This window comes from Glutamicibacter sp. AOP12-B1-11, assembly GCF_052379245.1.
Lineage (GTDB): Bacteria > Actinomycetota > Actinomycetes > Actinomycetales > Micrococcaceae > Glutamicibacter.
This window is the reverse complement of record NZ_JBQSYL010000004.1, coordinates 157,088-168,775: the sequence shown is the minus strand read 5'-3', so window position 1 is coordinate 168,775 and position 11,688 is coordinate 157,088. Positions and strand designations below refer to the sequence as shown.

The 11,688-nt window shown below is 62.2% G+C and carries 10 protein-coding genes; 2 read left to right on the top strand and 8 right to left on the bottom strand.

All coding sequences use genetic code 11. The annotated features are described in order from the left end of the window. Window positions 1-59: 59 nt before the first annotated feature. The 8 genes from ACT3UQ_RS03880 to ACT3UQ_RS03845 all read right to left on the bottom strand — a co-directional run bounded on the left by ACT3UQ_RS03880 (window position 60) and on the right by ACT3UQ_RS03845 (window position 8,078). Entirely contained in the window at window positions 60-800 is a 741-nt protein-coding gene (locus ACT3UQ_RS03880) for an ABC transporter ATP-binding protein (RefSeq protein WP_105568956.1), read from the bottom strand. Beyond that, window positions 800-1,879, bottom strand: coding sequence for an ABC transporter substrate-binding protein (locus tag ACT3UQ_RS03875; RefSeq protein ID WP_444636510.1), 1,080 nt, complete (start codon window positions 1,877-1,879; stop codon window positions 800-802). Before ACT3UQ_RS03875 ends, ACT3UQ_RS03880 begins: the two co-directional genes overlap by 1 nt. Beyond that, a complete protein-coding gene (locus tag ACT3UQ_RS03870) occupies window positions 1,866-3,161 on the bottom strand; it encodes a sulfate adenylyltransferase subunit 1 (RefSeq protein ID WP_444636509.1) in 1,296 nt (431 codons plus the stop codon). Before ACT3UQ_RS03870 ends, ACT3UQ_RS03875 begins: the two co-directional genes overlap by 14 nt. A gap of 1 nt (window position 3,162) precedes the next feature. Then, window positions 3,163-4,086, bottom strand: a complete 924-nt coding sequence (cysD, locus tag ACT3UQ_RS03865) for a sulfate adenylyltransferase subunit CysD (RefSeq protein WP_105552266.1) — start codon at window positions 4,084-4,086, stop codon at window positions 3,163-3,165. 16 nt (window positions 4,087-4,102) lie between these two features. Then, the gene (locus ACT3UQ_RS03860; protein WP_105649514.1) at window positions 4,103-4,813 is read right to left on the bottom strand and encodes a phosphoadenylyl-sulfate reductase; all 711 of its coding nucleotides are present in this window, start codon (window positions 4,811-4,813) and stop codon (window positions 4,103-4,105) included. Further along, entirely contained in the window at window positions 4,810-6,510 is a 1,701-nt protein-coding gene (locus tag ACT3UQ_RS03855; RefSeq protein ID WP_105552500.1) for a nitrite/sulfite reductase, read from the bottom strand. Before ACT3UQ_RS03855 ends, ACT3UQ_RS03860 begins: the two co-directional genes overlap by 4 nt. 100 nt (window positions 6,511-6,610) lie before the next feature. Then, window positions 6,611-7,303, bottom strand: coding sequence for a sirohydrochlorin chelatase (locus ACT3UQ_RS03850; protein WP_105552268.1), 693 nt, complete (start codon window positions 7,301-7,303; stop codon window positions 6,611-6,613). A gap of 10 nt (window positions 7,304-7,313) precedes the next feature. Next, window positions 7,314-8,078 carry an SDR family oxidoreductase gene (locus ACT3UQ_RS03845; protein WP_105552269.1) on the bottom strand — a complete coding sequence of 255 codons (765 nt, stop codon included), beginning with the start codon at window positions 8,076-8,078 and terminating at the stop codon, window positions 7,314-7,316. 248 nt (window positions 8,079-8,326) lie between these two features. Between ACT3UQ_RS03845 and valS the strand changes: the two genes are divergently transcribed. Together valS and ACT3UQ_RS03835 are read left to right on the top strand one after the other, a co-directional pair. Continuing rightward, entirely contained in the window at window positions 8,327-10,945 is a 2,619-nt protein-coding gene (gene valS / locus ACT3UQ_RS03840; RefSeq protein ID WP_105552501.1) for a valine--tRNA ligase, read from the top strand. A gap of 202 nt (window positions 10,946-11,147) precedes the next feature. Continuing rightward, complete coding sequence (locus ACT3UQ_RS03835) at window positions 11,148-11,636, top strand: DUF4870 domain-containing protein (RefSeq protein ID WP_105552270.1); 489 nt, start codon at window positions 11,148-11,150, stop codon at window positions 11,634-11,636. Window positions 11,637-11,688 lie beyond the last annotated feature (52 nt).

Here is an 11,688-nt window from a genome sequence, read left to right as displayed (position 1 = left end):
TGAACGCATCCAATGTTTTCTTCGCCCTGCCCTGGCGTGCGGCTTTGGCCGCAGGCCGGCTAGCTCGCTGAGTCAAAGTGCTCATGCTTTCGCTGCTCCTTCCTGAGGATTGTTGTGAGCTCGTCGGCGAGGGCGGCCGACTGGGCGGGGTCGTTTCTTAACTGGGTGGAGATACGCCGGGTCTCCAGGATTCGCCCCGGATGGGAAGAAAGCACCAGGATCCGGCCGGAGAGCCGAATCGCTTCGCGCACATTGTGGGTGACGAAGATGATCGTCTTACCCGTCTGCTGCCAGAGATTCCGCAATTCTTCATGCAGCATGTCTCGGGTGATCGCATCCAATGCGGCGAACGGTTCGTCCATCAACAGCACCTGACGGTCCTGGGCGAGGGCCCGTGCCAGCGCCACGCGCTGCCGCATGCCTCCGGAGAGTTCATGCGGCTTTTTCTTTCCGGCTTGCCCCAACTGCACCAGTCGGAGCAGTTCCGCAACTCGCACGTCACGTTGCTCGGCCGGGTATCCCCCAAGTTTCAACGCCAGCGAAATGTTCTCCGCGGCGCTGAGCCACGGGAGCAGATTTGCATCTTGGAACATGAAGGCGGCGCCGTCTTTGGGGACTTCGAGCCACCCGGAGGTGGGCTGGAGCAGTCCGGCAATCAGGTTCAGCAGCGAAGATTTACCGCAGCCCGAGGCCCCGAGAATGGCAATGAATTCACCGTCTTCGATCTGTGCGCTGAGATTCTCTATCACCAGATCCGAGCCTTCGTAGCTCAGCGAAACTTCGTGGAGTTCCACACCCATCAGTCTGTCCCGATCCATTGGTCGTTTACGATCTTGGAAAGATCTCCAGAATCGCCCAAGCCTACGGATTCGAGATGTTCCATCAGCGTCGGGAAGGTACTTTCCAACGGATTCTCATCGAAGCCGACCTCGCCAAGCGCCGCACCGATGACCGTATCCGGCAGGCTGCTCCCGTTGATCCCGGTCAAGGCTTCCTGCACCGCGGCCAAGCGTTCGGCGGTTTCGGCCGTGTTCAACCAGCTGATTGCTTCGGCGTTGGCGGCAACAAGTTCCTTGACCGTTTGTGGGTGTTTTTCCAAGAAGTCTTGGTTGACCACTAATACGGTCGTGGGGAACTTGCCATCGGGCCACAGCGTCGCTTCGTCCACCAGCCGGTGGGCGCCGTATTGCTCGACAAGCAGCGAGGCATGCGGTTCCGGAAGCCACGCTCCATCGATGGCCTCGCGAGCGAACAACTGTGGAACCGTGCCATTCGAGCTTGGTGTCACGGTCACGGAGTCTTGGATCCCGCGTTCTTGCAGATAGTTCCGCAAGGCCACATCCTGGGTCCCGCCGAACTGCGGCGTGGCAAGCTCGGTACCGGCCAGCTGTTCAACCGAAGCAATATCTTCGGAAACCACCAGGCTCGCTCCCCCATTCGTTGCCCCGGCGACGACCTGCAACGAGGATCCACCACTGGAGAGGTAGCTATTCAGCGCAGGAGCCGGCCCCAGATAGGCTGCGTCCAGCGCCCCGCTATTAAGCGCTTCGATGGCAGCCGGACCGGCATTGAAGATTTGCGTCTCCAAGGCCGTGGAATCCGTCTCCAGCGCCGATTCCAAGATGCCGCGCTGATCTGCGATGAGCGCCGGGGCATGGGTGACATTGGCAAAGTACCCCAGGCGCAACTCCGCTGCCGGGCTTGGGCCGGCCGCCGCACTTCGTTCCGTGCTCGGCGGCGGAACGACGGTCGTGGTCAGCGCCAATGCCGCCAGCACTCCAACGAGCACAACCCCGGCAAAACGCGCCCGGTGATTGGGCTGCTCGACCAGCGAGGTGAAGCGTTGGCGTTCGGAGGATTGGTGCTCAGGCGGCTGCATTCTGGGCCTCGATAATTCCCGCTGCCAAGGTCTGCCCGCTGCTCGGATCGATCAGCAGGAATGAACCGGCGGTGCGTGAGTCTTGGTACTCGGAGACGGCCAAGGCCGCCGAACTGCGCACCGTCACGCGAGCCAGGTCGTTCAGATTCAGCTCGCTGGCCGCGCTGCGCGAGAAGTCGGCCACGTTGATCACGTGATCCAGGCTTTGGATCTTCGCCTTGGCCACCTTCGTGCCGTGCTTGATGAGCAGCTGCTGTCCGGCGGTGAGCTTCGCCGGAGCCAGCACGCAAATATTGGCTTCGATCTCGCGCACCGCGGCATCGAGCTCCCCCGCGATGATCGTGTCGCCGCGGGCAATATCGATCTCTTCGCTCAGCTGCACGACCACCGCGGCTCCGGCGAGCGCGGTTTCCACCATGCCGGCCGGGGTCCGGATGGCCTTGATCCGGCTGCTGGCCGGCTGGCCGTTGGACAGGATGGCTACCGAATCGCCGACCGATAGTCCCCCGTCGACCAGGGTGCCGGCGTAACCGCGGAAGTCTCGGTATTCTTCGGCGTCCAGTCCGGCGGCAAGCGCCCCCTGCGGGCGGATGACGTACTGGACATCCAGCCGGCCGGCGCCCTGGCCGCTGCCCGGTTCGAGACTTTCGAGGAGCCCGAGCAGGGTGGGGCCGGCATACCAGTCGCTGAGCGACGAAGCGTCGACGATGTTGTCGCCGTTCAGTGCCGAGACCGGGATGACCGCGCTCTGCGTGATTCCAAGGCCGGCCGCGATCTGCAGAATGTCGGTTTCGATATCGCTGAAGCGTTGTTCGTCCCAGCCGACCAGATCCATCTTGTTCACGGCCACCACCAGCTGCGGCACCCGCAGCAAGGCAAGCACCCCGAGGTGGCGGCGGGTTTGCTCCAGGACTCCGTGCCGCGCGTCGACCAGCACGATCGCCGCATCCGCGGTGGATGCCCCGGTGACGGTATTGCGCGTGTACTGCACGTGGCCCGGGCAGTCGGCCAGGATGAAGGAGCGGTTCTGGGTGGAGAAGTACCGGTAGGCCACGTCGATGGTGATGCCCTGTTCCCGTTCGGCACGCAGCCCGTCGGTGACCAGCGCCAGGTCCAGGGCCGGGGTCTCTCCCCCGAAGCCGCGTTCGGCGCTGGTCCGGGCGATGTCGTCCAGGGAGTCGGCGAGGATGGCTTTGGCGTCATGCAGCAGCCGGCCCACGAGCGTTGACTTTCCGTCGTCTACCGAGCCTGCGGTGGCGATGCGGAGCAGTGTGGTGGTCATTTTAGAAGTACCCTTCGGTCTTGCGGTCTTCCATTCCCGCAGCGGAAATTCGGTCATCTGCACGGGTGGCGCCGCGTTCGGTCAAGGTTGCCAGGGCTAGTTCATCCAGTACCTTGGGCACCGTATCCGCCGCGGAGAGCACCGCGCCGGTGCAGCTTGCGTCTCCCACGGTGCGGTAGCGCACCTGCCGGATGCTCACGATCTCTCCCTTGGCCGGCTGCGAGACGGAGGTGACCGCCCGCCACATGCCGTCGCGTTCGAAGACCTGGCGCTTATGGGCGAAGTAGATGGGTGGGAGCTCGATTTGTTCTTGCTCGATATAGGCCCAGATGTCGCGTTCGGTCCAGTTGGAGATCGGGAAGGCGCGCACATGTCCCCCGGGGGCGTGCCGTCCGTTGTACAAGCTCCAGATTTCCGGGCGCTGGTTGCGCGGATCCCACACCCCGAATTCATCGCGGAGGGACAAGATCCGTTCCTTGGCGCGGGCCTTGTCTTCGTCGCGGCGGGCCCCGCCGAAGACGACGTCGAAGCGGTTGGCCTCGATGGTGTCCAGCAGGACCCGGGTCTGCAACCGGTTGCGTGTGCCATCGGCCAGCTCGGTCAATTCACCGCGGTCGATATAGTCCTGCACCGAGCCGACGACCAGGTTCAGTCCGTAGCGGGCCACCACCTGGTCACGGAATTTGAGTACCTCACCGAAGTTGTGGCCGGTGTCGATATGAACTACCGGGATCGGCACTCGGGCGGGGAATACGGCCTTGGCCAGCAGGTGCAGTACGACGACCGAGTCTTTTCCTCCGGAGAACAGCAATCCGGGATTCTCGAATTCGGCAAGCACCTCGCGGATGATGTGAATTGATTCGGCTTCTAAGGCGTCAAGGACGCTGCGCCGCGCTTGGGTGGGCGCATTGGCTGTAATGGTCATTTGCTTCTCTCCTCGACTAGATGTGTATGCCGCATTCGGTTTTCGCCAGCCCCGCCCAGCGACCTGCGCGGGGGTCTTCGCCTTCGGCCACCGGCCGGGTGCATGGTTGGCAGCCAATGGATGGATACCCGTGGGCGAGCAGCATATTCACCGGAACCGAGTGCTCCGTGGCGTAGCCGATGAGTTCATCGAAGGTCCAGGCGGCCAGCGGGTTGAACTTCACCAACCCGTGGGCTTCGTCGAAGGCCACCAGCGGGGTGTTCACCCTGGTGGGTGCCTCGTCGCGGCGCACCCCGGTGAACCAAGCCCCATAGCCCTTCAGTGCCTTCTTCAGCGGATCCATTTTTCGCATCTGGCAGCAGGACGCTGCATCGCGGGCGAATAGCTCCTTGCCGAATTTGGCGTCTTGCTCGGCCACCGTGAGCTCGGGCAGGACGTCGATGATGCGTACCGGCAGGGCTCGGGCGACCTCGTCCCGGGTCGCAATGGTTTCGGCGAAGTGGTACCCGGTTTCCAGGAACAGCACGTCCACCTCCGGAATCGTTTCGGAGACCAGGTGCGGGAGTACCGCATCGGCCATGGAACAGGCGACCGCAACCTCACGTAGTTCAAAATGCCTGGCGGCGAATTTGATGACCTGCCCGGCGGTTGCGTCCCAGCCGAGTTCTTCGGCCCCTAAGGCGGCAATCTGCCGGAGCTCTGCTTCGCTGCGCTGTACGGTGCTCATACCAGTTTTTCCTCCTCCGCGCGGTGTGCCCAGGCGGCGAATGACTCGTTCTCTTCGGCGTGGGTTGAATAGCTTTTGACGACGCGTTCCACATATTCGGGCAGCTCATCGGCGGCGACCTTCAGCCCGCGCACGGTGCGGCCCAGTCCTGCCTCGCCGTTCTCGAAGCCGGCTAGCGTTCCGCCGAGGTGCACCTGGAATCCGGAGACCTGTTCACCTTCGGCGTTGGTAATCAGCTGTCCCTTCAGCCCGATGTCTGCGGTCTGGATGCGGGCGCAGGAGTTTGGGCAACCGTTGACATGCAGGGACAGCGCCTTGGGAAGCTTTCCCTCGTGGTCCGCTAGCCTTGATTCGATTTTTTTGACCGCGTCGATGGTGGTGTCCTTGGTGTCGACGATGGCCAGCTTGCAGAATTCGATGCCGGTGCAGGCGATTGCCGAGCGCTTGATCAGCCCGGGGAAGGGATCCAGCCCCAGTTCCTGCACCGCGGCGGTGAAGGCATCCACCTGATCTGCGGGAATATCCAGGGCGATCACCTTTTGGTGCGGGGTGGTGCGCAGCCTGGTGGATCCGGCTGCTTCGACGAGGTCTGCGAGCTTGTTCAGGATGCTTCCCGAGACCCGGCCCACCGGTGGGGTGAGACCGATATAGAACCGGCCGTCCTTTTGCTCATGGACCCCGGAGTGGTCACCTGATTCTTCCGGTTTGGCCGCTGGCGGGCCATCTGGAAGCTCATAGCCGAGGTATTCGTCTTGGAGGATCTGGCGGAACTTCTCGGTTCCCCATTCGGCGAGCAGGAACTTCAAGCGGGCCCGGTTGCGCAGGCGGCGGAAACCGTAGTCGCGGAAGATGGAGGTGACGCCCTCCCATACTTCGGCCGCCTTCGCTTCGCTGACGAAGGTGCCGAGCCGTTCGCCGAGGCGCGGGTTGGCAGATAATCCGCCGCCCACCCAGAGGTCATATCCGGCACCGAGTTCCGGGTGCACGACGCCGATCAGCGCGAAGTCGTTGATTTCGTGGACAACATCCTGATTCGGGTGACCGGTAATGGCGGTCTTGTACTTGCGCGGCAGGTTGGAGAATTCCGGGTTGCCCACATAGCGTCGGGCGATCTCTTGGATCACCGGGGTGGGGTCGATGATCTCATTCTTGGCGATGCCCGCCACCGGTGAGCCCAGGATGACGCGCGGGACGTCTCCGCAGGCTTCGGTGGTGTTCAGGCCCACGGCTTCGAGCCGGCGCCAAATTTCGGGCACATCGACCACGTCGACCCAGTGCAGCTGAATATTCTGCCGGTCAGTAAAGTCGGCCGTGTCACGGGCGAATTCGGTGGAGATCCCGGCAATGACACGCAGCTGCTCGGTGCTCAGCGCCCCGCCGTCGATGCGCACGCGAAGCATGAAGTACTTGTCTTCAAGTTCGTGCGGCTCGAGGGTGGCGGTCTTCCCGCCGGGAATGCCCTGGGCGCGTTGGGTGTATAGGCCCCACCAACGAAAGCGGCCGTGCAGGTCATCTGGATCTATCGAGTCGAAGCCTTTGAGCGCGTAGATCTGTTCGATACGTTCGCGTACGTTCAGGCCGTCGTCGGCGGCTTTGAGTTCCTCGTTATGGTTCAGCGGCTCGTGGCCGTCGACCTTCCATTGGCCTTGAGGTTTAGCTGCCCGCTTGGGGCGAACGGGTGCGGTTGATTGCGTCATGTAAGCCAGCGTAGAAACCAGCCCCTGGGGGCTGGCAACCACGAGTAGTCACATGAACGCGCTTTACTCAATCACGATGCACTTCGTCATCTAAGGAAAGCTAACCGGCCGCTTTGAGCGCCTCTTGGAGTCTTACGAAGAAACATTTAGCGATCATGACGTCCGGCAACAGCGGGCTTGTAATCACCGAGGCACCCGTGCTAGCGAGCCGGGTTTGGAATAGACCATCGGCGAGCAGCGCGCTCAGCACGAGCACCGGTGGCTGGATTTCGGTGGAGAGCAGATCCTGGATCAGCGGCTTGGCGCCCGCGCAGTAAGCGACCTGCACTTCCCGTCCAAGTTCGTCCGAGAGCCGTTCTGCCAGCTTCCGGACCTGTTGCTGGCCTTTTTCAAGCCTGGTTCCGGCAGCGGCTAGAACAACGCTGGGGTGTGAATCAAGATGAGCTTGCGCGCGTTGCGCCAAGACTTGGGCAAGATCCGGCAAGGAGCCAAGCGGGGCGGCCGCGGTGCTGTTGGCTCTTGCTGCTACCGCGCCGGCGATGTCATATGTCGTATGCACGCCGTCGGCTACCAGCAGCGGCAAGACCACTGCCGGTTCATCTGCGGGCAGCGAGTCGAGCACTTCGGGAAGCCGCGGATGCTGGACATCTACATAGGCTTCATGCCACACCAGCTCGGTGAGCCCGGCGTCGCGTGCCAGCTCTTCGAGCTGTGCGCGCAGCTCGTGGATCAGCTGCTGGCCGCGTTCATTATCGGTGCCGTGCGAGGCGGCGAGTACGTGTATTCGTCCCATATTCGGTGTCCTAGCCCTTGCGGATCAGCTTGTGGTTGGCGGCCTGGGCCTGCGGACGGATCACGATTTCGTCGAGGTTCACATGCGCCGGCGCGCTGACTGCGTAGCGGATCACCTCGGCTACGTCTTCGGCGGTCAGTGGTTCGGCGACCCCGGCGTAGACGTTCTCCGCGGCTTCCTTGCTTCCCAGCCGGCGTAATGCGAACTCTTCGGTCTGCACCAGACCCGGAAGGATCTCGATGACGCGAATCCCGTTTTCGACTTCCTCCAGGCGCAGCGCCTGGCTCATGGCGCGCTGCGCCGCCTTGGCGGCGTTGTATCCGCTGCCGCCTTCGTAGCTTGCCAAGGCCGCGGTGGAGGTGACATTCAGGATTGTGCCGCCGGTGGTCCGCAGCGACGGCAGCAGTGCTCGGGTCAGCCGCATGGTGCCCATGACGTTCGACTGCCACATGAATTCCCAGTCTTCGTCTTTGGCCTCGGCCCAGTAGTCGCTGCCGCGAGCGCCGCCTGCGCAATTTACCAGCGTGTCCGCACCGCCTTGTTCGGCAAGGCTCAGTACCAGTGCGTCCACCTCGGACTGCACGCTCACGTCGGCGGCCAAGGCAATCGCGCCGCACTCTGCGGCGAGGGCGTTGAGCCGCTCGGCACGGCGGGCCACGGCGAAGACCTTCCAGCCTTGTGCGCGAAGCGCGCGCACCGTTGCCTGTCCGATGCCGCTGGACGCGCCGGTGACGAGGGCCGAGCGGGAGTTTTCAGTATTTTGCGTTGTAGTCATATCCCAACCTTAGAACTTCGCAGCTCCGGGGCGTGCGGGGATGAATGTGTCTTACGCGAAGCCTTTCCATGTTTCGTGATCTTCGGCGGCCCTGCCTGGCATGAGCCAGTCATAGCCAAATTCTCGTGGGACGGGTGCGTCATTGGCGCTGGCGCTTCAAGCTCATCGTGCACAGCGTTGCTGGTCAAGTGGCCGAGACCATGAATCACAATGCCTTGCTCCCTTGCAAAGCATGGAAGAATGGAGCCATGGCAGAAGACAACTTGGGCACAGACACGCCCGCAACGGTTTCCGTTCCTGACAAGCCCGCTTTGGAAGGCTTGGAGGAACGTCTTTCGTCCCGGTGGCGCACCGAGGGCACCTATCACTTCAACGAGGACACGACCCGCGAGGCCGTTTACTCCATCGACACTCCCCCACCGACCGCTTCGGGTTCCCTGCACGTAGGACACATGTTCTCCTACACGCAGACCGACGTGTTGGCTCGCTTCCAGCGCATGAGCGGCAAGAACGTGTTCTACCCGCTGGGCTGGGATGACAACGGCCTGCCCACCGAGCGTCGCGTGCAGAACTACTATGGCGTTCGCTGCGATCCGACCAAGCCGTACATCGAGGGCTACCGCCCGCCGGAGTCCCCGGCCAAGAACCAGCGCGACTGGGATGTGGTGAGCCGCAAGAACTTCATTGAACTCTGCGAAGAATTGGCGGTCGAAGACGAGAAGGTCTTCGAGCACCTGTTCAGCACCCTAGGCCTGTCCGTGGACTGGCGCATGACCTACCGCACCATCGATGACAATTCCCGCGCCGTATCGCAGCGCGCCTTCCTGGAAAACCTGGCGGAGGGCGATGCCTACATGGCAGAGGCGCCTACCCTGTGGGATGTTACTTTCCGCACCGCGGTGGCCCAGGCAGAACTCGAAGACCGCGAAATGCCCGGCGCCTACTACCGCTACGCATTTAATGCCGAGGGCGGCGAGCAGGTCTTCATCGAGACCACCCGCCCGGAGCTGCTCGCGGCCTGCGCAGGTCTCGTAGCCCACCCCGAAGACGAGCGCTACAAGCACCTCTTCGGCAAGACCGTCACCTCGCCAATCTTCGGCGTACCGGTTACCGTCTACCCGCACCCGCTGGCCCAGCCAGACAAGGGTTCGGGTATCGCCATGGTCTGCACCTTCGGCGACTTGACCGACGTCACCTGGTGGCGCGAACTGCAGCTTCCGACCCGTGCCATCATTGGCCGAGACGGCCGCATCCTGGCTGACACCCCGGAGTGGATCAGCACCGAAGCCGGCCAGGCCGCCTACGCTGAGATCGCGGCCAAGACCGTATTCTCCGCGAAGGAAACCGTCGTCGAGATGCTCACCGCGGCGGATCTGCTCGATGGCGAGCCGAAGAAGGTCTCCCGTCCGGTGAACTTCTTCGAAAAGGGCGACAAGCCACTGGAGATCGTCACCTCGCGCCAGTGGTACATCCGCAATGGCGGGCGCGACGAAGAGCGCCGCACCCAGATGATCGCGCGCGGCGAGCAGATCGATTTCCATCCTTCGTTCATGCGCTCGCGCTACGAGAACTGGGTCTCGGGGCTGAACGGCGACTGGTTGGTTTCCCGCCAGCGCTTCTTCGGCGTGCCGGTACCTGTTTGGTACAAGGTCGACGAACATGGCGAACCGGATTACGATGCGCCGATCTTGCCGGAGATCGCGCAGCTTCCGGTTGACCCGGCTGCCGACGCTCCAGCAGGTTTCACCGAGGACCAGCGCGGGGTGGCCGGCGGTTTCATCGGTGACGCAGATGTGCTCGATACCTGGGCTACCAGCTCGCTGACTCCACAGATCGCGGGCCGCTGGGGACGCGACGACCAGTTCTTCTCCAAGGTCTACCCCTTTGATCTGCGCCCGCAGGGCCACGACATCATCCGCACCTGGCTGTTCTCCACCGCCGTGCGCGCAGATGCGCTGCACAATGATGTCCCATGGAAGCATGCGGCCATCTCCGGATGGATCCTGGATCCGGATCGCAAGAAGATGTCCAAGTCCAAGGGCAACGTTGTGGTTCCGAACGAGGTTCTGGAGAAGTTCGGTTCTGACGCCGTGCGCTACTGGGCAGCCAGCGCCAAGCTGGGCGCGGACACCGCCTACGAGATCAACCAGATGAAGATCGGTCGCCGCCTAGCGATCAAGATTCTCAACGCCTCGAAGTTCGTCTTGAACCTGGGCGCCACCGAGACCAATGTGCTCACCGACGACGCATCGGTGGTGGCCAACGGCCTGGACCGCTCGCTGCTTCTGCGTCTGTCCACGGTCATCCAGGACGCACAGCGTGCCTTCGAGAACTACGACTATGCCCGCGCCCTGGACATCACCGAGTCCTTCTTCTGGTCATTCACCGACGATTACGTCGAATTGGTCAAGGACCGCGCCTACGGCGGTCATGGTGCAGCGGAGCAGGCTAGCGTGCTGGCGACTCTTGCTACGACCTTGGATTCGGTGCTGCGTTTGTTCGCACCATTCCTGCCGTTCGCTACCGAGGAGGTTTGGGGCTGGTGGCGCACCGGTTCCGTGCACCTGTCGCAGTGGCCTAGTTCCACTCACTTGGCTGCCGCTACCGAAGGTGCCGACGCAACGGTTCTCCCAACCGTCGGCATGGCACTTTCTGGCATCCGTAAGGCCAAGTCGGACGCGAAGGTCAAGCAGCGCACCGAGGTCCTTTCCGGTGAGATCCATGCACCAGCGGCTCAGGTTGAACAGCTGCGAGCCGGCTTCGCCGACCTCAAGTCGGCTGGCAACGCACGCGAACTGACTTTGGTTGAGGCCGAAGGCGAGCTGAGCGTAGTGAACGTGGAATTGGCACCCGCAGAAGAAGCCTAGTCTTCGAAAACAGTCTGTGAGGAAGGCCGTCGAGAATCTCTCGACGGCCTTCCTCATTTCTCAACCGTTCCTTGAATCGGTCTTCGAAGACGATGCCGAAGTCAATTGTTGGTTCTCGACGCCTTGATATTATTTATTCATGGCTTAGAGTCGAGGGGTACGCTCATACTACATATTCAAGCTACTCTCTAGAGAGGCTCGTATGACTACCACACCGGAAGACCCAAATGACTCCGATCCGCTCCGCGAGGGCAATCGCTCGACTCCCTCGTCTGGCGAATCAACGACGCCCCCTTCCAGTTCAGAACCGGCTGGACCATATCCGGGGCGGGTGAATGACCCGCAACAGAGCTACCAGGGGCAAAGCCCGGATGAGAACCTCCAACGGATCCAGCTCAACGGCTGGCTATCTGCATTCTTCGGAATTATTCCAGCGCTGATCTTCTTCATCATCGATAAGGAACGCACCAACCCGATAGTGCGAGACTTCCATCGAGATACCCTGAACTTCAGCATCATCCGCGCGATCATCGCTTTATTGGCGCTCCTGCCCGTGGTCGGTTGGGTCATCGGTCTGCTCGGCGGCCTCATCTGCTTCGTGGTGGCCATCGTGGCCGCAGTTAATGCTCCAAACGAATATCAGGCAGGTCGTTCTTACAGGTATCCATTCAATTTCACGTTCGTGAGCTAGCCAAATAGCCGCGTTGCGAGCGATACCTAGCATACTGCTCTCGAACCTGTCG

What these genes read in the sequence shown, in the direction of transcription:
- ACT3UQ_RS03845 (WP_105552269.1), bottom strand. Translation starts at nt 8,078, where the DNA reads ATGACTACAACGCAAAATACTGAAAACTCCCGCTCGGCCCTCGTCACC.
- ACT3UQ_RS03880 (WP_105568956.1), bottom strand. Translation starts at nt 800, where the DNA reads ATGGGTGTGGAACTCCACGAAGTTTCGCTGAGCTACGAAGGCTCGGAT.
- ACT3UQ_RS03850 (WP_105552268.1), bottom strand. Translation starts at nt 7,303, where the DNA reads ATGGGACGAATACACGTACTCGCCGCCTCGCACGGCACCGATAATGAA.
- ACT3UQ_RS03875 (WP_444636510.1), bottom strand. Translation starts at nt 1,879, where the DNA reads ATGCAGCCGCCTGAGCACCAATCCTCCGAACGCCAACGCTTCACCTCG.
- ACT3UQ_RS03870 (WP_444636509.1), bottom strand. Translation starts at nt 3,161, where the DNA reads ATGACCACCACACTGCTCCGCATCGCCACCGCAGGCTCGGTAGACGAC.
- ACT3UQ_RS03835 (WP_105552270.1), top strand. Translation starts at nt 11,148, where the DNA reads ATGACTACCACACCGGAAGACCCAAATGACTCCGATCCGCTCCGCGAG.
- ACT3UQ_RS03860 (WP_105649514.1), bottom strand. Translation starts at nt 4,813, where the DNA reads ATGAGCACCGTACAGCGCAGCGAAGCAGAGCTCCGGCAGATTGCCGCC.
- valS (WP_105552501.1), top strand. Translation starts at nt 8,327, where the DNA reads ATGGCAGAAGACAACTTGGGCACAGACACGCCCGCAACGGTTTCCGTT.
- cysD (WP_105552266.1), bottom strand. Translation starts at nt 4,086, where the DNA reads ATGACCATTACAGCCAATGCGCCCACCCAAGCGCGGCGCAGCGTCCTT.
- ACT3UQ_RS03855 (WP_105552500.1), bottom strand. Translation starts at nt 6,510, where the DNA reads ATGACGCAATCAACCGCACCCGTTCGCCCCAAGCGGGCAGCTAAACCT.